Annotated in this window: 23 protein-coding genes and 3 tRNA genes; 7 read left to right on the top strand and 19 right to left on the bottom strand. The window is 40.1% G+C overall.

Annotated elements, in window-relative coordinates; translation table 11 throughout:
• Nucleotides 1–93: 93 nt before the first annotated feature.
• Complete coding sequence (locus tag H5089_RS02665) at nucleotides 94–2,283, bottom strand: EAL domain-containing protein (RefSeq protein ID WP_182711419.1); 2,190 nt, start codon at nucleotides 2,281–2,283, stop codon at nucleotides 94–96.
• Between the two features lie 111 nt (nucleotides 2,284–2,394).
• Here H5089_RS02665 and H5089_RS02660 point away from each other — a divergent pair, with 111 nt between their 5' ends.
• Together H5089_RS02660 and H5089_RS02655 are read left to right on the top strand one after the other, a co-directional pair.
• Nucleotides 2,395–2,976, top strand: a complete 582-nt coding sequence (locus H5089_RS02660) for an SRPBCC family protein (RefSeq protein WP_182711418.1) — start codon at nucleotides 2,395–2,397, stop codon at nucleotides 2,974–2,976.
• Nucleotides 2,945–3,832, top strand: coding sequence for a TIGR03899 family protein (locus tag H5089_RS02655; RefSeq protein ID WP_024606363.1), 888 nt, complete (start codon nucleotides 2,945–2,947; stop codon nucleotides 3,830–3,832). Before H5089_RS02660 ends, H5089_RS02655 begins: the two co-directional genes overlap by 32 nt.
• A 33-nt stretch (nucleotides 3,833–3,865) precedes the next feature.
• Here H5089_RS02655 and H5089_RS02650 read toward each other — a convergent pair whose 3' ends face one another.
• The 8 genes from H5089_RS02650 to H5089_RS02615 all read right to left on the bottom strand — a co-directional run bounded on the left by H5089_RS02650 (nucleotide 3,866) and on the right by H5089_RS02615 (nucleotide 9,541).
• Entirely contained in the window at nucleotides 3,866–4,636 is a 771-nt protein-coding gene (locus H5089_RS02650; RefSeq protein ID WP_182711417.1) for a TIGR04219 family outer membrane beta-barrel protein, read from the bottom strand.
• A gap of 3 nt (nucleotides 4,637–4,639) precedes the next feature.
• Nucleotides 4,640–5,626 carry a DUF2333 family protein gene (locus tag H5089_RS02645; RefSeq protein ID WP_182711416.1) on the bottom strand — a complete coding sequence of 329 codons (987 nt, stop codon included), beginning with the start codon at nucleotides 5,624–5,626 and terminating at the stop codon, nucleotides 4,640–4,642.
• An 8-nt stretch (nucleotides 5,627–5,634) separates the two neighbouring features.
• The gene (locus H5089_RS02640; protein ID WP_404936171.1) at nucleotides 5,635–6,144 is read right to left on the bottom strand and encodes a copper chaperone PCu(A)C; all 510 of its coding nucleotides are present in this window, start codon (nucleotides 6,142–6,144) and stop codon (nucleotides 5,635–5,637) included.
• 79 nt (nucleotides 6,145–6,223) lie between these two features.
• Complete coding sequence (locus H5089_RS02635; protein ID WP_002957925.1) at nucleotides 6,224–6,550, bottom strand: hypothetical protein; 327 nt, start codon at nucleotides 6,548–6,550, stop codon at nucleotides 6,224–6,226.
• A 172-nt stretch (nucleotides 6,551–6,722) separates the two neighbouring features.
• Entirely contained in the window at nucleotides 6,723–6,929 is a 207-nt protein-coding gene (locus H5089_RS02630; RefSeq protein ID WP_101163631.1) for a PspC domain-containing protein, read from the bottom strand.
• Nucleotides 6,930–6,938: 9 nt separating this feature from the next.
• The gene (locus tag H5089_RS02625) at nucleotides 6,939–7,619 is read right to left on the bottom strand and encodes a PspA/IM30 family protein (protein ID WP_182711415.1); all 681 of its coding nucleotides are present in this window, start codon (nucleotides 7,617–7,619) and stop codon (nucleotides 6,939–6,941) included.
• 245 nt (nucleotides 7,620–7,864) lie between these two features.
• Nucleotides 7,865–8,797 carry a tRNA dihydrouridine(20/20a) synthase DusA gene (gene dusA / locus H5089_RS02620; protein ID WP_259396040.1) on the bottom strand — a complete coding sequence of 311 codons (933 nt, stop codon included), beginning with the start codon at nucleotides 8,795–8,797 and terminating at the stop codon, nucleotides 7,865–7,867.
• Nucleotides 8,798–8,920: 123 nt separating this feature from the next.
• Nucleotides 8,921–9,541 (bottom strand): MarC family protein, encoded by a 621-nt coding sequence (locus tag H5089_RS02615; RefSeq protein ID WP_149602124.1) that lies wholly within the window; start codon nucleotides 9,539–9,541, stop codon nucleotides 8,921–8,923.
• Nucleotides 9,542–9,636: 95 nt separating this feature from the next.
• Here H5089_RS02615 and H5089_RS02610 point away from each other — a divergent pair, with 95 nt between their 5' ends.
• The 3 genes from H5089_RS02610 (at nucleotide 9,637) to H5089_RS02600 (ending at nucleotide 11,042) form a co-directional block, all read left to right on the top strand.
• Complete coding sequence (locus H5089_RS02610) at nucleotides 9,637–10,074, top strand: transcriptional repressor (RefSeq protein ID WP_002957918.1); 438 nt, start codon at nucleotides 9,637–9,639, stop codon at nucleotides 10,072–10,074.
• Nucleotides 10,075–10,149: 75 nt separating this feature from the next.
• Nucleotides 10,150–10,617, top strand: coding sequence for a chemotaxis protein CheX (locus tag H5089_RS02605; RefSeq protein ID WP_007580265.1), 468 nt, complete (start codon nucleotides 10,150–10,152; stop codon nucleotides 10,615–10,617).
• Entirely contained in the window at nucleotides 10,614–11,042 is a 429-nt protein-coding gene (locus tag H5089_RS02600; protein WP_182693607.1) for a secondary thiamine-phosphate synthase enzyme YjbQ, read from the top strand. Before H5089_RS02605 ends, H5089_RS02600 begins: the two co-directional genes overlap by 4 nt.
• Before the next feature lie 234 nt (nucleotides 11,043–11,276).
• On the opposite strand, the gene H5089_RS02595 is transcribed toward H5089_RS02600, so the two are convergent.
• The 4 genes from H5089_RS02595 to orn all read right to left on the bottom strand — a co-directional run bounded on the left by H5089_RS02595 (nucleotide 11,277) and on the right by orn (nucleotide 12,335).
• Nucleotides 11,277–11,352, bottom strand: a tRNA-Gly gene (locus H5089_RS02595).
• Nucleotides 11,353–11,395: 43 nt separating this feature from the next.
• A tRNA-Gly gene (locus H5089_RS02590) sits at nucleotides 11,396–11,471 on the bottom strand.
• A 43-nt stretch (nucleotides 11,472–11,514) separates the two neighbouring features.
• Nucleotides 11,515–11,590 (bottom strand) — tRNA-Gly (locus tag H5089_RS02585).
• Between the two features lie 199 nt (nucleotides 11,591–11,789).
• Nucleotides 11,790–12,335 (bottom strand): oligoribonuclease, encoded by a 546-nt coding sequence (gene orn / locus H5089_RS02580; protein WP_004336052.1) that lies wholly within the window; start codon nucleotides 12,333–12,335, stop codon nucleotides 11,790–11,792.
• Between the two features lie 121 nt (nucleotides 12,336–12,456).
• Here orn and rsgA point away from each other — a divergent pair, with 121 nt between their 5' ends.
• Both rsgA and asd read left to right on the top strand, forming a co-directional pair.
• A complete protein-coding gene (gene rsgA / locus H5089_RS02575) occupies nucleotides 12,457–13,515 on the top strand; it encodes a small ribosomal subunit biogenesis GTPase RsgA (protein ID WP_004336055.1) in 1,059 nt (352 codons plus the stop codon).
• Between the two features lie 15 nt (nucleotides 13,516–13,530).
• Complete coding sequence (gene asd / locus H5089_RS02570) at nucleotides 13,531–14,397, top strand: archaetidylserine decarboxylase (protein WP_182711413.1); 867 nt, start codon at nucleotides 13,531–13,533, stop codon at nucleotides 14,395–14,397.
• 403 nt (nucleotides 14,398–14,800) lie between these two features.
• Here the strand turns inward: asd and H5089_RS02565 are convergent, their stop codons facing one another.
• The 6 genes from H5089_RS02565 to thiC all read right to left on the bottom strand — a co-directional run bounded on the left by H5089_RS02565 (nucleotide 14,801) and on the right by thiC (nucleotide 21,191).
• Nucleotides 14,801–15,550, bottom strand: coding sequence for a HesA/MoeB/ThiF family protein (locus H5089_RS02565; RefSeq protein ID WP_182711412.1), 750 nt, complete (start codon nucleotides 15,548–15,550; stop codon nucleotides 14,801–14,803).
• Nucleotides 15,551–15,586: 36 nt separating this feature from the next.
• Entirely contained in the window at nucleotides 15,587–17,122 is a 1,536-nt protein-coding gene (gene thiE, locus H5089_RS02560; protein WP_182711411.1) for a thiamine phosphate synthase, read from the bottom strand.
• A gap of 10 nt (nucleotides 17,123–17,132) precedes the next feature.
• A complete protein-coding gene (locus H5089_RS02555) occupies nucleotides 17,133–17,924 on the bottom strand; it encodes a thiazole synthase (RefSeq protein WP_138488527.1) in 792 nt (263 codons plus the stop codon).
• Nucleotides 17,925–17,929: 5 nt separating this feature from the next.
• Complete coding sequence (thiS, locus tag H5089_RS02550) at nucleotides 17,930–18,124, bottom strand: sulfur carrier protein ThiS (RefSeq protein ID WP_002960781.1); 195 nt, start codon at nucleotides 18,122–18,124, stop codon at nucleotides 17,930–17,932.
• A gap of 7 nt (nucleotides 18,125–18,131) precedes the next feature.
• Nucleotides 18,132–19,133: an FAD-dependent oxidoreductase gene (locus tag H5089_RS02545; RefSeq protein WP_182711410.1), complete on the bottom strand. Its 1,002-nt coding sequence runs from the start codon at nucleotides 19,131–19,133 to the stop codon at nucleotides 18,132–18,134.
• A gap of 105 nt (nucleotides 19,134–19,238) precedes the next feature.
• On the bottom strand, nucleotides 19,239–21,191 hold the full coding sequence (gene thiC / locus H5089_RS02540) for a phosphomethylpyrimidine synthase ThiC (RefSeq protein ID WP_220486894.1): 1,953 nt from the start codon (nucleotides 21,189–21,191) through the stop codon (nucleotides 19,239–19,241).
• Between the last annotated feature and the right edge of the window lie 105 nt (nucleotides 21,192–21,296).

Genomic DNA, 21,296 nt, shown 5'->3' with positions numbered 1-21,296 from the left:
CCTACTAAATTCTTTATATATACAAAGTAGTCAAAGCATATCGCGCTTTAAATTCTAAATCGTTCATTAGCTTAAATAATAAGTTAATCTTTTTTAGCGTTTATTTATAAATTCTATCAATTCATGCTCAGGCATTGGTTTAGCATACATAAAACCTTGTACCTCATCACAGCCTAAGTTTTTTAAGAACTGAGCTTGTTCTTGTGTTTCAACGCCTTCAGCAATCGTTTTTAAACCCAACTTAGCACCAAGAGAAATAACTAAGGCAGCAATAGCGCCAGTGTCATCATTTGGCAGATCCTTAATAAATGCACGATCTATTTTCAATCTATCCAAGGGTAAACTTTGTATATAACTAAGCGATGAAAAGCCAGTCCCAAAGTCATCAATAGCAACTTCCATCCCTAGCTCTTGAAGCTCTCTAAGTGTATTAATAACAGTTTCGAGTTCATCCATTACTACGCTTTCAGTGACTTCTAATTCTATGTTTTTTGGCTTAACGCCATATTTTAATAATGTATTTTTAACGTTTTGAGCATAGCCTTTTACTTTAAACTGTGGAACAGACACATTAACCGCAATACAAATTTCGGTACCCATATTTTCTAGGCGCTTTTGTTGTTGGCAAGCTTGCTCTAAAACCCACTGCCCTATATCAACAATCAAGCCCGCATCTTCTGCAAGTGGAACAAATACCGCTGGCGATATATATGATCCATTACCGGTGGGCCACCTAAGTAATGCCTCACACCCAATTAGAGACAAGTCTCCTAATGAAAGTTGAGGTTGGTACCATACCTCTAACTTGTTTCGAGCAAAATCATGGCGTAATTGCCTAATAATTCCTATGCGCCAAGCCATTTTATCTTGCATGTCTACACTGTAATAAATTCCCTCTTTGTGTTTTGTTTTTTTAGCTTGATTAAGTGCAATATAAGCAACTTTAAGTGTATCAATCCCGCTACTTTGAAAGTCTTGCTGTTGGCATAAACCCAATCTAAAATCGATAGGCAATGTATGCTCTTCTGCGCAAAATGGAACACCTAACTGCTCATTCAATTTTTTTAAGTCGAGTTCATCACGGCGAATAATAAAACCAAAAACATCAGCACCAATACGAGATAGTAACTTAGCTGTTGGGTAGTTTTCTTTTAACCTTTGCACAATGCCAATTAATACTTTATTGCCGACCTCTTGCCCTAAGCCATTATTAATATCTGCAAAATTAACTATATCAAGTAGTACAAATACATAATCATTCACGTGCGGCTTTTGATAACGCTCTACCCGTTCAATAAAATTGGTACGATTTGAAATACCTGTAAGCACATCTTTATAAGCTGCATCTCTTAACTTTACAAACAGCCTTATATTATCCAGGGCAACACTCACATTTGTTAAGAAGATTTCAGCAAACTGCAATTGTGCTTGCAAAGGAACATGGTCACATTCTATATATAAAGCCGCTTTTCTATGCTTACTTTTTAATACAAATGTTGCACTTGAGCCTGTATGTTGATGCTTTAATAAATCAAAACACAACTCAACTTGTTTAAATACTTTGCTATCAACATTAATTAATTTTTCACCAAAGTAGTCTTCGTAATGCCCACAACCACCTAATACTTGAATAAAGTCATCGCCGTCTAATTTGCTGCACACAAGCCCTCGAGGTGAACACTTTAAAATAATACTCATGTGCTTGATGATTTCTTTGCATAGTTGCTTAATATCAGTAAGCCCTAAAATAGACTTTGATGCAGAAACAATCGTGTTCATTGCATCACTTTGATATTCAAGCTGGCATACCTGCTCGTAAGAGCGAATAGCGGTTATGAGCGATGTTACTAATTTAGAGCGAGTGAGTTCTGTTTTAGTTTTATAATCATTTATATCGTATTCACGTATTACTTTTTCTTCTGGTATATTACCAGCTTGCCCTGTTCTTAAAATAATTCTCACATGTTGATTATTTAATTCGTCACGCACCCTTTTTACAACCTGCAAGCCAGCATCGTCAGTTTCCATAATAACGTCTAAAAAAATAACTGAAATATCGTTATTTTCAGCTAAAATCTCTATTGCTTCAGCTCCCGAATAGGCATCATGAAATCGCAAGCCTGCCCCCAAAAACTCAACCCCAGACAAAGCTAACTTTGTTACAGAGTGGATCTCAGGTTCGTCATCAACAATTAAAATATCCCAAAACTTAGTCGGCTCAATTACTGCATCATCTTCATAGTCTTGTTCAAAAAATAAAAAATCGTTTTGATCTGACGACATTCGCTCTCCTAGGTAGCAATTTATAAATTATTTTTGGTTTATAATCTAATTCATACTATAGTCGATTAATAAAAAGTTGTTGTATTTCAACTCAAAAAACTAATAAAAGGTGTGCTTATTAAACCATTAAAAATATTGTTCAAAGGCGTACTGTTATTGCTATTGGTATTAGTACTGGTAGGGCTAATACTTCCTCAAAGTTATAGTGTAAATAAAACAATAGAAATCAATGCAAATATTGACGCAGTAAAACCGCTTATTACTGACTTTAATCAATGGCAAAAATGGTCTCCATGGGAAAAAGTAGACCCAAGTATACGTTTTACCTTGGGCGAACCTAGCTCTGGCCTAGGTGCTCATCAGTCTTGGAAAGGAAAATGGGGGTATGGTGAAATGATCATAACTTCGGTGAATCAAAATAAGGTCAGCTTTAATATACTTTTAAATGCTGAGCATATTATTAGGGGGACTTTTAATTTTAGTGAGCAAAACGGTATCGTCACTTTAATATGTAAGATTAACGGACAAACAACCGCCCCTTTAATATCGGGTTACACCGCAATTTTGAGCGAATATGTGCTCCGTAATACAGTTTCAATGGGGTTAAATAACCTTAAAACTGTTGCTCAGCTTAGTCATTCACAAAGGACAATGCACAGCCATGACAGTCAAGACAGCACAAGCGAGAATTAACCTTGCTAACATTATCGAATCCTTACTTGGTTACCCTATAACAAAAATAGGCAGTAACGGAGTACTGCCTACCCCCGAACAAAATTACGATATTAAAGGCCAAGTTAAGCCGCTTTATCATATCAACAGTGAAAACTCTGTTTTAGCTCGTGCCCAAAAGCGCCAAGATTTATTACTAATAAAACAACAACAAAATATAGAGTCAATTTTAGCAATGGCTATGGGGTTTTGCCCCGATGTAGCAAGTACTAAACAACCCGATGCTGACTGGGTAGAGCATTTTATCGCACTGTGCGAGGATACTTCAAATGCGTCAATGCAAACTTTATGGGCCAAAATTTTAACGGGAGAAACACTCAACCCTGGTACGTTTTCAATTAAAAGTCTGCAAACATTAAAGCATATGACACAGCGAGAAGCTGACTCTTTACAAAAATGTGTGTCGCTCTCAGGCTATAACGAAAAAGACGACAGCCACTTTATATTACTCGGCTTTTACAAAAAACCGTCATTGTTTGATTTGCTACGAAAAGGCAATAAAGTATCTTTAAATTTAGGAAAAACGGGTATTAGCTTTCCTGATATTTTAACGCTCATGGATCTTAATTTACTGTATAGAAAAGAAATTGAATCTGCAGTGCTTAAAGCGGGGCAAGAACTTACCCTTTCATTTTTATCGCAAAAAGTAACGTTAAAAGCAAAAAGTAGTGATTTGGTATTGAGCTATTATAAATTCACGCAAACAGGTGATGAGTTATCTAAACTCATTAATTTTCCTGTAAATAAAATTTATAAGCAGTTAATTAATAATGCGCTGGAGGGAGAGTTTGATTTAGCGTGGCACGCAATAAAATAATATGCCACGCTTTGTTTAATTAGAAAATACTAATTAAAAGTGAACCTGAATACCCGCAAATGGGCCAGATGCATCAATATCAGTCGTAATATCATCTACATCATCAAGTTCTAATACCATAGAGCGGTAACCTGCTTTAACAGCAACATCTACTGCTAGGTTATCAATAAGTTCCCACGCTACGCCTACTTGGTAATCTTGTACTTTGCTATCGTCAATAGCCAAAAAGCTACCTTCAAAAAATACACTTAAACCAGTAAATGGTAAGCCGGCTTCGGCACGGCCATATGCAAGAGGAACAAAACCAGAGAAATCTTTTGTTTCGGTAAAGTTAAAACCACCATTTTGAGTAGTACCATTTACAACAATATCACCATCAAACTGCTTAGCATTTAAACCTAAGTCAATTGAGATTAAATCGTTATCAAAAATCTCATAATAAAAAATGTAATCGATGTGTGTTAAATCACTTACCGTATTTACCGTAGAGCCTACAACATAATCAGAGCCATTAAAGCTAAATGTATCTGTAAGTAGCGCAGAACCATTTAACTCAAGCTCGGTATACTTTAATTTAATATTTGGAACTAATGGTACAGGGTGCTCAAGTGCCGCGTAGTAACTTACAAAAGTCTCATCTTCAAAATTAAAATCTTGAGATGCATTATTTTTATAAGAAAATTGACCATCGTTATCTGACTTCCACCCATCAACACCTACGTATAAACCTAGTAGAGTGTCAGCTTGCGCTGCTGGTGCTAAACATGCCATTGAAAGGGCTGCTGCTAAACAATACTTTTTCATTTTTTATCCTTGAGCTAGTAGTTCGCTGAGTTCGATTAAAGCCGCATTGGCTCTAGAAATATAATTTGCCATAACTAAAGAATGGTTTGCCACATAGCCAAAACCATTGCCGTTTAAAATAAGTGGGCTCCATACTGTTTCTTGAGTCGCCTCAAGTTCACGTATGATTTGTTGTAAGCTTACACGTGCATTTTTCTTTTCAAGCACGTCATTAAAGTCATACTCTATCGCTTGTAAAAAATGCAGTAACGCCCAAGTAGCACCGCGCGACTCGTAAAACACATCGTCAATTTCTAACCATGGTGTTCTTACTTGCTGCTGCAGTGGCGCAAGAGTTGCTTGTTTATTAGATGAATTACCCGCTAAATCGGTGTTTACTTTTTCTTGGCCTACACTGGCACTTAAACGTTGGCTTAAGCTACCTAAACGTTTTTCAGCTTCTTTAAGCCAACTACGTAAGTTATCTGCTCGTGCGTAAAATTGGCTATCGCGCTCATGCTCATTAGCAATTTGTCCACGATATACCATTAAGTAGTCAATACCTTTTTGGTACTCACCTTCGGCACTTGGCCATGCCCATGCCTCAGAGCTTATATTAAACTGCGGCTGCGCCTTTTTAAGGGCTTCATGTTCCGTTGATTGTGATTGAGAACGGCTAAAATCTTTTCGCATAGAAAGCGATAAATCACGTACCATTTCTAGTGCGCCATATTCCCACGCTGGTATATCATCCATAATAATACTTGGTGGTATTACATCATTTGATAAGTAGCCACCCGGTTTATCTAGTAAGGTATTGGCTACCGTAATTAATGTAGAAGTAGTTACATAACCCGTTACTATTTTTTCATTACGAAGCTGCGCTTGCTCTTTCGCGTTTGCAACAACGTCAAAACGTGAAGGTTCTGTGCTCCAATAAACAGCAATTGCGTAAAAAATGATAAGCAGTAAAACAATTATTCCTGCTATTTTTCCTTTATGTTGCGACATGTGTACTCCTAATGATGAGCGTGTTGAGTAGATGGTTTTGACTGCTTAGCTTGCGCTTCAAGCGACACGACTTGAGCATTAGTAAATAAGCGATTACCGTCACTAAAATATAGTGTGAGTTTACGTTCTTGTCCTACTTTTAATGGCTCTTGTGGTTCAAATGCCATTAAATGATAACCGCCAGGCTGAAAGCTGACACTTTCGTGCGCCTTAATTTCAACCGATTCAACTTGTAGCATTTTCATCATGCCGTCTACATGTGAATGTTCGTGTATTTCAACACGCCCTAAGCCATCAATAGTTGCCTTAGTTAAAGTTGCTGCGGCTCCACTGTGATTAATAAGGGTTAAATAACCTACAGTTGAAGTACTGCCAGGTAAAAACTCTCTAACTTGCGCGTTAGTTACTTCGAGCACAGCCACATCAGAACCATGATCGTGTCCTGAGTGCGCCGCCAACGATGACGAAAAAAAACTAAATATTAATGCAGAAGCCATCGAAAAACATAGTTTCGTCATCATTATTATCCTTATGAAAACTTTAAATTACAGGCTAAATTTAACATAGTTAACCTATAATAGTCAGTCAAATTAAGGATTAAGAGGCTACTTTTTTGTTATCGGCAACAAGCCAACACAACACTGCAACAAATAGTAACGGCCATGCAATCATTATAGATCCGAATAAAAGCGCTAAAACAGTCCCTGCTAATGCCACTACACCGGCACCAACTAATCCCATAGTAATTAAAGCCACTACCGCAACTACAGCAATAATTGCGGCCAAAGCACCTACAAGCTCGAGCCCAGCCCAACTAATGTCAGCAATCCATAACGGCAACTGCCAAGAATCAATCTGCACAAACGTTATTAAATCAGTAAACAGTAATAAATAGATAATTACACATACTGCCAAAGCTTTCATAGTAATTCTCCTTATACCAACCGGCTTATACATGAGGTCTATTTAACGATAAGAAAATTGCGCTATAACTAGGCAAAAATTTTTATACTTAGCTGTTCTAAATTAAAATTTTTAACAACGTTATAGGGTGATTTAATTCGTTAAATTGTTCAAATATTTATGCCTGTTGGTATTAATACTCTTTATTTTCAAGACAGCAATGCGCTATAAAATAGCCAAGTGCAACTGCAAACGGAAAACTCAAAAACAATAAAATAGTAACTACGCGTGTTGCCCATACCGGAAAGTCCAATCTATGGGCTAAACCACTACAAACACCCGATATTTTTTTATTCAGAGTATCTTTATACCAACCTCGTTGACGATTAAAGCTGTTCATAGCAATCTCCTAAGCAGTGTGTTTTAAATTAGTATTTAAGTTCGCCTTTAAGCGAGCCAGTTCAGCATCAATTTTTTCATTTTTAACTAACGACTCAATTTGGGCACTGGTAGAACTTGCTGTATCAGTCAGCTCATAAGCCTCTACTTGAGCTTCAATACCTTCAACTCGCTGCTCTATTTGTTCAAAACGAGACAACGCATGGGCAACTTTATCGCTTTGTAGTTGCGTACTGATTCGCCCTCTAGCAATAGCAACATTATGGCGTTGCATTAACTGAGCTTGCTTAGTTTTAGCCATAGCCATTTTTTGCTGCAAGCGTTCACAATCAGACTTAATTTTTGCAATAGACTCTTGCAATGTTTCTAGTTGAGTTTGCTTATTTTCAATGCTTTCGTTAACGTGTTGCTTCTCAAGTAAAGCTGATTTAGCAAGGTCATCACTGCCCTTCTCAACCGCACGTTCTGCTTTCATTTGCCAAGCTGCTAATTCTGTTTTTTTAGTATCAATTTGGCGATTAATTACTTTCTCTTCACACAATAAAGCGGCTGCTGTACTACGACACTCATTCAATGCATCTTGCATCTCGGTAAGCATTAGGTTTAAAAGTTTTTCTGGATCTTCTGCTTTATCAAGCATGGCGACAATGTTTGATTGAATTACATCACTTACGCGGTTAAATATTCCCATGGTATTCTCCTGTTGATTTTTAATTAATTTCAACAAGAAGATTCCAAGAGTTGTGCCAAGTCCATCAAAAAGAAAATAAAGCATTTAAAATCATAATGGTAAATAACAAACATTCTAAATTTTAGTGACTTTAAGCTGAACAACATAGAGTGTAATTGGCCAATAAATTATGATTTTGACTAATTTTTAGGATTAAAAAAGCCACTCGAAAGTGGCTTAAATTTAGAATTTTTAAAGCTTAGTTTTTATTCTGGTACAAAGCTTAATGCTTTATCCATTACCGATAAATCAGCTTGCTTACCGTGACCACTTTCAGAAAGGTGGCGTCTAAAACCTCGCGCACCAGGCTGCCCCTGAAAAATACCGAGCATGTGACGTGCAATATGCCAAAAATTAGCACCCAAACGCATTTCTTCTTCAATGTAGTCATACATTGAACGCACTACGTCGTGGCGTGACTGCGTGTTTGCAGCATCACCATAAATTTTCTCATCAACGTCATTGAGCATAAATGGGTTGCTGTAAGCCTCACGCCCAATCATTACACCATCAATATGTTGCAAATGTTCTAGGCTCTGCTCAATTGTTTTAACACCGCCATTTAGGCTTAAGTCTAGCTGCGGATAATCTTTTTTAAGTTGATAAACACGTGGATAATCAAGCGGTGGAACTTCACGATTTTCTTTCGGGCTTAAACCATTAAGCCATGCTTTACGAGCATGAATAATAAAATCATCACACCCTACTTTATGAGACGCTTCAATAAGCGCACATAAAAACTCATACGAATCTTGCTCATCAATACCAATACGCGTTTTAACGGTAACAGGAATGCTTACTTCGTTTTTCATTGCTGCTACGCACTCAGCAACTAATTGAGGTTCAGCCATTAAACATGCGCCAAATCGGCCATTTTGAACTCTGTCTGACGGGCAACCTACATTTAAATTTATTTCGTCATAACCACGCTCACCTGCAAGTTTTGCACATTGCGCAAGCACTTTAGGATCAGAGCCACCAAGTTGCAGCGCAACTGGGCCTTCGTGTTTATTAAAATGTAAGTAGTCGCCTCGACCAAATAAAATAGCCCCTGTGGTTATCATTTCAGTATAAAGCACAGTATGTTTAGTCATTTTGCGATGAAAAGTACGACAATGGCGATCAGTCCAATCAAGCATGGGGGCCACAGAAAAGCGTCTATCCAAAGTACATTTATTCAAAGCAAACCTCAGGGTATTAAAGTTATTAAGCACAGCTTAAAAGGCGCTGCATTTTACACAAAAGCCTAGCGAGCATCAATGTTAAGAGAAAACCTGCAAGCCAAAATAATGGGCTATACCATTTAAAATATTGGTAACCGCAACCGAGCTTAAAATAAGCCCCATAATTCTACTTACTATACTTGCACCACTGTCACCAATTAATTTATGTACATGCGTTGCAAGCAGTAACAAAACCAGTACAACAGCCAATACAGCAAGCATCATCGAAGACGTTAGTAATTGCTCAACCCAAGTATATTCTTCATTACGAGTCATTAATACGGCGCCTAACATAGCGCCAGGGCTCGCGATAGAGGGAATCGCAAGCGGAAAAATAGCGGTTTCAGTGCTGTCGCGTACACTTTTAATTTCGGCTTCTGGTTTACTTTCACCAAATATCATTGAGAGCGCAAAAATAAGTAATATGATACCGCCGGCTATTTGAAAAGCCGAAAGCGGAATTTCAATTGCGTTAAGTAATTGCTCACCTGCAAGTACAAAAAATAAGAGCACTAATGCAGATACGCCTACCGCTTTATATATAACTTTGCGTTTAAATTTCTCATCATCACCACGTGTGACTGCAATAAATACAGGTACAGTACCAATGGGGTCAATAACCGCAAAAAAGAAAATAAATATAGCTAATAGTTCGTGCATTACTGGGTTTCCTAGGTAAAAAGCGCTTAATAAAAACGCTGCAACTACAACACAGTATGTTAGTATATCACGGTAGCATAAGGATAAGAGTAATGATGAATATAGAATCACTCGTAAGTAAAGCAAAACAAGTTTGTGACAACCGTGGTGCGCGTTTTACGCCTATCCGCGAGAAAGTATTTCGCCTATTAGCCAGCGCACAAGGTGGTGTTGGTGCATACGATTTGCTTGAGCAATTAAAAATAACTGAAACGGGTGCTAAACCTGCAACTATTTATCGTGCATTAGACTTTTTAGCTGAGCTAGGTTTTATTCATAAAATTGAAAGCACAAATGCATTTATGCTGTGTCATCATTTTGATCATATACACCCAGTACAATTATTAATTTGCGATACCTGTGGTTTTGTCAAAGAGTTACACTCGAGTGTAATTTCGCATGAGCTAAATAATTTAGCTGCCGAAGGTGGGTTTGTTGTATCAGGGCAGACAATAGAAGCACATGGTAAATGTGAATCTTGCAGAGCATCATAATCCTTCAAAGTTATCCTTAGTGACTATACTCAAACTATATAGTCATTTCACAGAACAAATTTAAGAGTAGCCACTATGAATGTAGAATTCATCAATCCCTTTTTATCTTCTTTAATTAATGTTTTGAGCACTATGGCTCAAACTCAATTGAAGCCAGGTAAACCTCGCATTAAAACTGATGAGATAGCCTGTGGTGATGTATCAGGTTTGATTGGCATGGTTGGCCCGCAAACGCGAGGATCATTTTCAATTACATTTGATGAAGGATTAGCATTGACCATCATGGAGCGTATGCTTGGCGAACGCCCTGATACCATAGATGAAGAAGTTACTGATATGGTTGGCGAAATAACCAACATGGTAACAGGTGGTGCTAAAAATTTACTTGGCGAGAAAGGCTTCGACTTTGATATGGCAACGCCTATTGTGGTATCGGGTAAGGGTCATACAATTACTCACAAAAGCCAAGGTAAAAAAATCATCATGCCATTTAGCTGTGATGCTGGTAATGCAAACATTGAAGTTAGTTTCGATAAATTATGAGTTGGCAGCAAAAGCAAATTACATTAAAGCCTCGCCCGCGAGGTTTTCATATAATCGATGACGAAATATTGTCTCAGCTTCCTGAACTGGCAAATTATAAAGTTGGTTTGTTGCATTTATTTATTCAGCATACCTCAGCGAGCCTTACAATAAACGAAAATGCAGACCCCACTGTTCGTATGGACATGGAGAGCCATTTCAATAAATTCGTTCCTGAGCGTCAACCTTATTATCGCCACGATTATGAAGGTGACGACGACATGCCTGCACACATAAAAACCAGTACGTTAGGCTGCGAGTTAAGTATTCCTATTTCAAATGGCTATTTAGCGTTAGGTACATGGCAAGGTATTTATTTAGGTGAACATCGCGATTCTGGTGGCTCTAGAGGAGTTATAGCAACTATTCAGGGTGAGCTTTTTTAACTCAAGCTTCTCGGTTTAAAATGTTAACCTCTGTGTTTCTTCAGCCATACCCTCATAGATTCAAAATACGCCACTCTATAGACGTAAATCTTAGGCGCGCGAAGTAATAATTTCTAACAACCAAAACTTTAATGCTGAATATTGCACAAAGAATAAAGTAGATAAGAGAGATTTTAAATTATAATTTTATTTATGATTTTTAATACAAAGGATTTTGAAAGGATATAAAAAGATTGGAGCGGTACACGAGGCTCGAACTCGTGACCTCGACCTTGGCAAGGTCGCGCTCTACCAACTGAGCTAGTACCGCATAACTAAATTTACTATCACTACAATTTCTTTTGGTTAGAAATTGGAGCGGTACACGAGGCTCGAACTCGTGACCTCGACCTTGGCAAGGTCGCGCTCTACCAACTGAGCTAGTACCGCATTATATTTTCATTCAACACTACAATTTCTTTTGGTTAGAAATTGGAGCGGTACACGAGGCTCGAACTCGTGACCTCGACCTTGGCAAGGTCGCGCTCTACCAACTGAGCTAGTACCGCATTTTTTATTTCTTCAGTTATTTTACGCTTAAGCGCGACGGGTCGCGTTCAACATTCTAGCAACTGAGCTAGTACCGCATTTTAATTATGGATGTAAAACGACCACAATAAAAACAACTCAAACACACTAACCCCGCGTGGGTTATCGTCTTGAGCGGGGCAGGATTCTACAATAATCCGATGTGTTTGCAAGTGTTTTTTACAAATTAAAGAAATTTTCTCTATAGACTTTTAATTCCATAATCGAATCTTTAATGTCATCCAAAGCAAGGTGCGAGCCTTTTTTATTCACTTTTGCAAGCACTTCGGGTTTCCAGCGACGTGCTAATTCTTTAATAGTACTCACGTCAAGATTGCGGTAATGAAAAAAATCTTCAAGTTCACGCATGTATTTATTCATAAAGCGGCGGTCCTGCCCAATTGAATTACCACACATTGGTGATACACCTGCAGGCACCCACTGTTTTAAAAAATCTAACGTTTGTGCCACGGCATACTCTTCATCGAATGTACTTGCTTTACAGCGCGCTGTTAAACCCGACTTACCATGCTGCGTAGTACACCACTCGTCCATACCATTTAGTAATTCATCACTTTGATGAATAGCTATGGTTGGCCCTTCAGCTAATATATTCAGGTCTGCGTCAGTGACAACCGTCGCAATTTCGAGTATTTTATCGGTCTCTGGTTCGAGTCCTGTCATTTCAAGATCGAGCCAAATTAAATTTGATTTATTAATAGTCATAATTACCTAAGCGGTGCTTTCCTTTAGATCCAACGCATTTCGATATATCATATTAGCATCAACCGTCGAGCTAAAGCTTTTTTTAGGAAAAGCGACATTTAACTAAGGTTATAGGCCTCCAGTGGCAAAACAGAAAAAATTAAGTAAAGGCCAATCGCGTCAGATCAAGGCCAACCACCAAAAGCGCATTAATAGCGCAGACTCAAGACCAGCTAAAAAAGGCGCGCAAGAGTGGCAAACCGATAATTTAGGTCAGGTCGAGAGCGCAATTGTGATCAGTCGTTTTGGCCAACACGCCGATGTCGAAACTGAAAATGGCGATGTACTTCGTTGTAATATACGACGTACCGTGTCAAATTTAGTGTGTGGTGATGAGGTATTGTTTCGCCGTGCCAAAGTAAGTGAAGGTGATTTAGCCGGAGTAATTGAAGCCACGCAAGAGCGTCGCTCGCAACTTACCCGCCCTGACTTTTACGACGGCGTAAAAGTTATTGCGGCTAACATTGATCAAATACTCATGGTATCGGCGGTATTACCTGAGTTTACCCCAAGTATTATCGACCGCTATTTAATAGCCTGTGAAGATATGGGTATTGAGCCAATTTTAGTACTCAATAAAATAGATTTAATTGATGACGCAGGTCTTAGCGAAATACAAAAAGTTCTCGATATCTATCGTAAACTTGATTACCAAGTACTCCTTGTTAGTAATATATCGGGTAATGGTATTGATGAATTAAAAGAAGTACTTGTTGGTAAAAATAACATTTTTGTTGGTCAAAGTGGTGTGGGTAAATCAACCCTCGTTAATACTGTATTACCTAACGCTGAAATATTAACTAAAGAAGTATCTGAAAACAGCGGCCTAGGCCAGCACACAACAACTGTTTCACGCCTTCACCATTTACCAAGTGGCGGTAACCTAATCGACTCGCCAGGAATTCGCGAATTTGGTTTATGGCATTTAGATGTTGAGCGTGTAACCTGGTGCTTTAAAGAGTTTAGAGAATTTATAGGCGGATGCCGCTTTAGAGACTGTAAACATTTAAACGATCCGGGCTGTATAGTTAAAGAAGCTGTAGCAGATGGCAAAATTTCTCAATTGCGCTTTGACAGCTACCACCGAATTTTAGAAACAATGGCCGATGGCCGTGCAGGCGCCCGTGCGCCTCGCGTATAATTTAGGATAAATACTGTGAGTTTAGACAAATTTAAAATCGCAATGCAGTACGCAATGCCAAAACACTTTATTTCACGCGTAGTGGGTAAATTAGCCGCAGCTAAAGCAGGTGCTTTAACAACGACTTTAATTAAACTATTTATTAAGCAATATAAAGTAGATATGAGCGAAGCCCAATACCCAGATCCGGCTCATTATAAAAGCTTTAATGAATTTTTTACTCGTCCTTTAAAAGACGGCATGCGCCCAATGGTAGAAGATAGCAATATCATCACTCAGCCAGTGGATGGCGCAATCAGCCAGCTAGGCGATATTGTTGACGGACAGCTAATACAAGCTAAAGGTCACGATTACAGCTTACAAGCGCTACTAGGCGGCTCACAAGATGATACAACACCATTTTTAGGCGGTAAGTTTGCCACTATTTATTTAGCACCTAAAGATTACCACCGTATTCATATGCCAATTGATGGCACACTAAGCAAAATGATTTACGTGCCAGGTGATTTATTTTCAGTAAACCCACTTACCGCGCAAAACGTGCCTAACTTGTTTGCGCGTAATGAACGAGTAGTAGCAATTTTTGAAACTGAGATTGGTCCGCTTGCAATGGTACTTGTTGGCGCAACAATTGTAGCCAGCATAGAAACAATTTGGGCAGGTACTGTCACGCCACCAGCTGGTAGCGATGTATTTAGTTGGAAATACCCAACCACTGGCGATAACGCTATCACGCTTAAAAAGGGTGAAGAAATGGGTCGCTTTAAATTAGGCTCTACTGTGGTACTTGCATGGGGTGCTGATAAAGCTGAAATATTGGAAGATCAACTACCTGAAGTGGTTACTCGCTTAGGTACTGCGTTTGCAAAAATTAACGACTAAAATCAATCGTTAATTTGAAATTAAAAAACCGCGTTTATTTAAACGCGGTTTTTTATTTTTGTAGGCGTAAAGCCTGCTTACACGAAAAGGGCCGCTTTTAATATTTATAACTAATACTTTACTTACTTATTGGCTTCTCTAAAGCAAAGCGCCCTCTTAACCTCTTTGTGAATAAATCACTTAAGATCTTATTGCACAAATAGGAGTAAATGAGAAGACACCAAAGCATAGAAATTACGAGCTTTGCTCGTCACGCCAGCAAGCTGTGCGTCAACAAGCTGTGCGTCAACAAGCTTGGTGCAAAAGTTTGATATGTTGTAGGCGTGAAGCTTGCTCACGCGAAAAGCGCAGCTTTTAATTCTTTAACGCTACATTTAATAAAAGGCACAAGCCCCTCAAAAACTTATTTACCACACTCTTTACACTCTAAATCTTTAATCACTTTGAAATGCTGCTGCTTTAAAGTGAGTGCATCAAAGGTTATAAATTCACACCTCTCTGCATGCCCCAGCAATAAGTTGAGCGTAAGTTGCGCCTGCATAGAGCCTATTACACCAAGTAACGGGCTAATAACCCCTGCGTTACTGCAATTGATAACTGGTGTAGCTTCGCCCTGTGGAAAAACACAGCCATAACACGGGCTATCACTTTGCCTAAAATCAAAGCCCATTAATTGCCCTTTGGTTGCGAGTGCAGCACCCGAAATTAACGGTGTTTTATTGCTAATACAATAACGGTTAACACTATAGCGAGTACTAAAGTTATCAGAGCAATCAAGTACGATGTCAGCACCTTTGAGCATGTTAGCTGCATTACTCTCATCTAGCTTTTGACAATGCGTTACTATGTTTATTTGATTATTAAGACTCGCTAATACTTTACCCGCTGCGGCGACCTTGCTTTGTCCTAAGTGATTTATTTTATAAAGCACTTGGCGTTGTAAGTTTGAAAGCTCCACCTCATCATCGTCAATTAAAATAAGCGTTCCAACACCCGCAGCGGCTAAATATAAAAGTGCTGGGCTACCTAACCCACCAGCCCCCACTACTGCAACCGTTGAGGATTTAAGTGCTAATTGCCCTTCAAGCCCAACTTCTTCAAGCAATAAATGGCGGCTGTAACGCAGAGTTTCTTTATCGCTTAGCTCACTCACGTTTATCAGCCTTAATTAGTATTACCCTTGTTAGTTTTAATTGGCACTGCTTATGGCCACTTGCAGAGCGCTTATAGCCTCTACGTAATTATCAGCTTCGGTAATCGCACGCACTACGGCAACACTGCCCACGCCTGTTTTCGCTACCTGCTCAGCACGGCTTAAATCAATACCGCCTATTGCTACTTTTGGGTAGCTTTGCATAAGTGGTACAAACTTAATCAGCTTTTCAAGGCCTTGTATTTGACCTGTCATATCTTTTGTTGTGGTTGGGTAAATAGCGCCAAATGCCATATAACTAGGGCGATAATTATGCGCACGTAGCATTTCATAAAAACCATGAGTAGAAAGCCCAAGCCTTAACCCAGCGTCTTTAATTGCCGCTAAATTAGCAATGTCTAAATCCTCTTGCCCTAAATGCACGCCATATGCACCGTGCTTAATAGCTAACTGCCAGTAGTCGTTTATAAATACCTGTGCGTTGTATTGCTTGCCCAGCTCAACAGCTTGCTTAATGAGCCCATCAAGCTCATCTTGCGTTTTATTTTTAACGCGTAACTGCGCTGTTTTAATGCCTTGTTGTAAGCATTTTTCTAACCAATCTGTGCTATCTACAACTGCATACAAGCCAAGCGATTTACTTTCACAAGGTGCAAAATCAGCAGCCATATTAAAATCAAGCGGCACATCAAAATCTAATTCATCACCCAGCCAGCTCCCAGGCTCAATTACTTGTGGGTAGTCAGCTAAATTAGTGGGGAACGATGTATGAGCAACCGGTCCAATCCCTTCGCCATAGCGTACCGACTGTTTTAGCCCTTGGTTTATATATGCTTTAGCTAAAATAAAGGCATCTTTTAATGGGTAGTCTTTAGCTAAACACGCAGCAATTACTGAAGCCATGCTACACCCGGTGCCGTGGTTATGCGGTGTTTGTATTTTTTGATTACCTAACCAATATTCTTCGCCATTTTGTGTATTACTATCAATACAATAATCAATGCAGTAGCCACTTGGGTAATCCCAATGTCCGCCTTTAATAACAACAGCTTTTGCCCCCCAGCTTAATAGCTTATTAGCCGCTTCTTTTATTGCAGCTGGGCCAATTAAATACACACCAGTTAATAACTGTGTTTCGTGGGTGTTTGGAGTTATTACATCCACTAGCGGCAGTAAACATTCTTTTATTGCACTTACCGTGTCCTCTTCTGTTAGTAAGTCACCGCTTGAGGCAATAGCAACAGGGTCATATACAATAACGGGAGGCACAGACCACTTAGCTTTATAGTGGCTTATATGCTCGCTGATCAACTGAATTTGCTGCACATTGGCTAACATGCCAATTTTTATTACTTTGGCTTTCATGTCTTTTTCAAGCGCTAGTAACTGCGACTCAATAATATCAGTCGACACTGCATTAATAGCCTCTACGCCTAAACTATTTTGTGCAGTAAGCGCCGTAATTGCCGTGCAGCCATGCACGCCAAAACTTTGCATTGCTTTTATATCAGCTTGAATACCTGCACCGCCGCCAGAGTCAGAGCCGGCAATTGTCCATACTACGTTATTCATATTTTTTTCCTTACTGCTGATGCCAAAATGGCATCCCCATTGTTGGGGTTGATGGGGCTGCAACGTCTTTTTCCGGCATTGCTTTTGCTTGATATGCAAAGCGCCCTGCTTCAACTGCGGCTTTAAATGCGCGGCTCATAGTAATTGGGCAGCCCGCCCCTGCAATGGCTGAATTTAATAATACCGCATCATACCCCATTTCGAGTGCTTGGCAGGCATGCGATGGCAAACCTAAACCTGCATCTACTATTAATGTGGTATCGGGTAAACGCTCTCGAATAGTTTTTAAATTATAGCTATTTAACAAGCCTTTACCGGTGCCTATTGGCGCCCCCCACGGCATAAGCACCTCACACCCTAGCTCATTTAAGCGCTGGCAAAGTACTAAGTCATCGGTGCAATAAGGCAATACTTTAAAGCCATCATTAATTAATATTTTTGTGGCTTCAAGTAACGCAAAAGGGTCAGGCTGTAAATTGTAATCATCGCCAATCAGCTCCAGCTTAATCCAGTCGGTGGCAAATACCTCTCGGCACATTTTTGCAAGCGTTATGGCTTCTTTAACACTGTGGCACCCGGCGGTATTAGGCAGTATTTTTAAGCCTGTATTTTTTATTAACTGCCAAAAGTCATCACCGGCTGCTGCACTTTGTTGGCGCCTAAGCGACACGGTAACAATTTCAGCACCAGAGGCGACTATCGATTGGGTCATGATATCAGGCGACGGATAAAGCGCAGAGCCTATTAATAAACGGCTATTTACTTGCTCACCATAAATAGTTAAACAGTCTTTAGTTTGCATGAGCTTTATCCGCCTTGAATGGGTGACAGCAACTCAACACTGTCGCCTTCATTAAGTACATAGTTACTGTGCCGACTTTGTGGAATAAATTCGCCATTAACAGCCACAGCAAAAGGCGCAACTGCACCAAAACTTTGAAGTACCTCGACGAGCGCTTTGCTATTAACATTAAGTAGCTCGCCATTAATTGTAATGTTCATTTTATTCTCACTCTATTCGTGAAGCTACTTGCGCCACTAATGCCGGTGCCAGCATATAACCATGACGATATAAGCCGTTAATGCTAATTACATTGCCAACTTGTGATACTTCTGGGCGGTTATCGCTAAATGCAGGGCGTAATCCGGTTTGAATATTAAGTAGTCGTGCTTCGGCAAATCCGCTGTGTACGGTATAAGCCGCTGAAAGTAACTCAAGAGTTGAGCGCACTGTTGCGGCGCCGCTATCTTGCGATTCTATTTCGGTCGCACCAATTACATATTCATGATTAGGTTTAGGCGCTATATAAATTGGGTAACGCGGATGCATTAAACGCACAGGTCGCGTTAAATTTACTTCAGGTGCATATAGCCTTGCGACTTCACCGCGCACACCTCTAAGCGGTTTATCACTTTTAGCACCAAGCCCACGACAATCTATAATGTAGTCAAATGGTCGATTATTTATTTCGCCGTTTTTAATGGTTACGCGCTGGTTAAACACACACTTAACTTTGCGCTTGTTGAGCATGGTAAAACTTGCTTTATAAAAGGCTTGGTTATCTATTTGCCCCTCGCAGGGTAAAAATAGACCTTGGTTAAACCGATTAGCAAGCTCTGGCTCTAACTGCGCTATTTGCTGAGCATTTAATGCCTGAGCGCTGTGCCCTGCTATGGGCTTTATTCTCTGAGTAAAGCTTTGTAGGTCGCCCTTATCTTGCTGATGCGCAACGACCAATGTGCCTTGCTGCTGAAAAAACACATCCCCCTCAAGTTCACTCACTATTTCTGGCCAGCGCTTCATTGAATCAAGCCCCATTAAAGCTAAATCAGCCTCGCATAACACCGACTCAGCCAGCGGGGCAAGCATTGCTGCTGCCACTTTACCGGCGCTATTTGGGGTTTGCTCATCGTCTGCTTCAAACACCGTTACATGATGCAACTTACTTAGCTCAAGGGCAGCTAAGCGCCCTGCTAAACCAAAACCCACCACAGCAATGTTATAAAACATAAAACCTCCAAAAGCAGTTATTAGTAGGTGCGAATTCACTCGCACTTCTTAATATTTAAAGAAGCGAGGTATAAAACCTCACCTACATCTGTATCTAACTTATTGCTATACCGCTTTGTGGTAAATTTCTGAGCCTGTTTGCTTAAACTGGGCAGATTTAGCTTTCATCTCGGCTTCTACATCAATCATTTTGATCTCAATAGCCTCGCCAGCGTCATTTGGATCAATACCGCGTGTTTCTAAATCTTTAGCGTAATCGCGTACTTCTTGGCTAATTTTCATAGAGCAAAATTTAGGGCCACACATAGAACAAAAGTGAGCCACTTTGCCTGACTCTTGCGGCAGGGTTTCGTCGTGATACTCGCGAGCACGCTCTGGATCTAAACCAATATTAAATTGATCATGCCATCTAAACTCAAAACGTGCTTTTGATAGCGCGTTATCGCGCTCTTGCGCGCCTGGGTGCCCCTTTGCTAAATCGGCGGCGTGCGCTGCAATTTTGTAGGTAATTAAGCCTTCTTTTACATCTTCTTTATTTGGCAGGCCTAAATGCTCTTTAGGTGTTACATAACAAAGCATTGCACAGCCGTACCATGCTATTTGGGCCGCCCCAATACCAGAGGTGATATGATCGTACCCTGGTGCAATATCGGTCGTTAACGGGCCTAAAGTGTAAAATGGCGCTTCGTCGCAATGCTTTAATTGCTCATCCATATTGGCTTTAATCATGTGCATTGGCACATGCCCTGGGCCTTCAATAAATACTTGTACGTCGTGTTTCCACGCAATTTTAGTCAGTTCACCTAATGTGCGCAGCTCACTAAACTGCGCTTCATCGTTGGCATCAGCAATCGAGCCTGGGCGAAGACCATCACCGAGTGAAAAACACACATCGTATTGTTTTAAAATTTCGCAAATGTCTTCAAAGTGCGTGTATAAAAAGTTTTCTTTGTGATGCGCTAAACACCACTTAGCCATAATTGAGCCACCGCGCGACACAATACCGGTTACACGTTTAGCCGTCATTGGTACGTAGCGAAGCAGTACACCCGCATGAATAGTAAAGTAATCAACACCCTGCTCGGCTTGTTCAATAAGCGTATCGCGGAAAATCTCCCACGTTAAATCCTCAGCCACACCATTTACTTTTTCAAGCGCTTGATAAATCGGTACTGTGCCAATAGGTACAGGCGAGTTACGTACAACCCATTCGCGCGTTTCGTGAATGTAACGCCCCGTTGATAAGTCCATCACGGTGTCTGCGCCCCAGCGGGTAGACCACACCATTTTTTCTACTTCTTCTTCAATAGATGAGCTAACCGATGAGTTACCAATGTTGGCATTAACTTTTACTAAAAAGTTACGACCTACAATCATAGGCTCTGTTTCTGGATGGTTTATATTATTTGGTAAAATAGCGCGACCGCGGGCTATTTCGTCGCGTACAAATTCTGGGGTAATAAATTCAGGAATACTCGCACCAAACGACTCGCCTTTATGCTGCGCGGCTAGTAATTCTTTACGAATTTCTGCACGTCCCATATTTTCGCGAACGGCTACGTATTCCATTTCAGGAGTAATAATCCCTTGGCGTGCGTAGTGCATTTGCGTTACGTTTTTACCAGCGACACCACGGCGAATTTTTGGAAGGTGATCAAAGCGAATATGATCCAGCCCTTCATCTGCCATGCGCTGCTGCGAAAACTGCGACGTCACTGACTCTAAAACCTCAGTGTCACCACGGCTTTCAATCCATTGTTCACGAAATTTTGGTAAGCCTTTGCGCACGTCTAGTTCAAAATTAGGATCGGTATACGGGCCCGACGTATCGTAAACACGAAGCGGATCGTTTGACTCATAAACAGGGTTTTCATCTGTGCCGCCAATAAACGTGTCACTTAACGTGATTTCACGCATACCAACACGCACACCTGGTTGAGTACCTTCAACGTATACTTTATGAGAATTTGGGAACGGTTGACCCGTTAAGTTATAAATATATTCAGACGCGGCAGCACGAGTTTCTCGGCGTGACGCTTTATTTGTAGTATTTGACATGACTTGCCTCATTGCTTAAGGGTTGTCTTGTCAGATATTCCGAGGAATAGAGAAAGATCGTAAAGTAGCGTACATGCTACTTTGCAGCCTAAAATAAACAAAATC

Origin of the sequence: Pseudoalteromonas sp. SR45-1 (genome assembly GCF_014163655.1) — a bacterium.
Classification (GTDB): domain Bacteria; phylum Pseudomonadota; class Gammaproteobacteria; order Enterobacterales; family Alteromonadaceae; genus Pseudoalteromonas; species Pseudoalteromonas distincta.
This window is presented reverse-complemented; position numbering and strand designations above follow the sequence as displayed.

Bases quoted from the DNA above. Each gene is read 5' to 3' on its own strand.
- H5089_RS02665 (WP_182711419.1), bottom strand. From the start codon at position 2,283: ATGTCGTCAGATCAAAACGATTTTTTATTTTTTGAACAAGACTATGAA.
- H5089_RS02655 (WP_024606363.1), top strand. From the start codon at position 2,945: ATGACAGTCAAGACAGCACAAGCGAGAATTAACCTTGCTAACATTATC.
- H5089_RS02650 (WP_182711417.1), bottom strand. From the start codon at position 4,636: ATGAAAAAGTATTGTTTAGCAGCAGCCCTTTCAATGGCATGTTTAGCA.
- H5089_RS02645 (WP_182711416.1), bottom strand. From the start codon at position 5,626: ATGTCGCAACATAAAGGAAAAATAGCAGGAATAATTGTTTTACTGCTT.
- H5089_RS02640 (WP_404936171.1), bottom strand. From the start codon at position 6,144: ATGACGAAACTATGTTTTTCGATGGCTTCTGCATTAATATTTAGTTTT.
- H5089_RS02635 (WP_002957925.1), bottom strand. From the start codon at position 6,550: ATGAAAGCTTTGGCAGTATGTGTAATTATCTATTTATTACTGTTTACT.
- H5089_RS02630 (WP_101163631.1), bottom strand. From the start codon at position 6,929: ATGAACAGCTTTAATCGTCAACGAGGTTGGTATAAAGATACTCTGAAT.
- H5089_RS02625 (WP_182711415.1), bottom strand. From the start codon at position 7,619: ATGGGAATATTTAACCGCGTAAGTGATGTAATTCAATCAAACATTGTC.
- dusA (WP_259396040.1), bottom strand. From the start codon at position 8,797: ATGCTTGATTGGACTGATCGCCATTGTCGTACTTTTCATCGCAAAATG.
- H5089_RS02615 (WP_149602124.1), bottom strand. From the start codon at position 9,541: ATGCACGAACTATTAGCTATATTTATTTTCTTTTTTGCGGTTATTGAC.
- H5089_RS02610 (WP_002957918.1), top strand. From the start codon at position 9,637: ATGAATATAGAATCACTCGTAAGTAAAGCAAAACAAGTTTGTGACAAC.
- H5089_RS02605 (WP_007580265.1), top strand. From the start codon at position 10,150: ATGAATGTAGAATTCATCAATCCCTTTTTATCTTCTTTAATTAATGTT.
- H5089_RS02600 (WP_182693607.1), top strand. From the start codon at position 10,614: ATGAGTTGGCAGCAAAAGCAAATTACATTAAAGCCTCGCCCGCGAGGT.
- orn (WP_004336052.1), bottom strand. From the start codon at position 12,335: ATGACTATTAATAAATCAAATTTAATTTGGCTCGATCTTGAAATGACA.
- thiE (WP_182711411.1), bottom strand. From the start codon at position 17,122: ATGAATAACGTAGTATGGACAATTGCCGGCTCTGACTCTGGCGGCGGT.
- H5089_RS02555 (WP_138488527.1), bottom strand. From the start codon at position 17,924: ATGCAAACTAAAGACTGTTTAACTATTTATGGTGAGCAAGTAAATAGC.
- thiS (WP_002960781.1), bottom strand. From the start codon at position 18,124: ATGAACATTACAATTAATGGCGAGCTACTTAATGTTAATAGCAAAGCG.
- H5089_RS02545 (WP_182711410.1), bottom strand. From the start codon at position 19,133: ATGTTTTATAACATTGCTGTGGTGGGTTTTGGTTTAGCAGGGCGCTTA.
- thiC (WP_220486894.1), bottom strand. From the start codon at position 21,191: ATGTCAAATACTACAAATAAAGCGTCACGCCGAGAAACTCGTGCTGCC.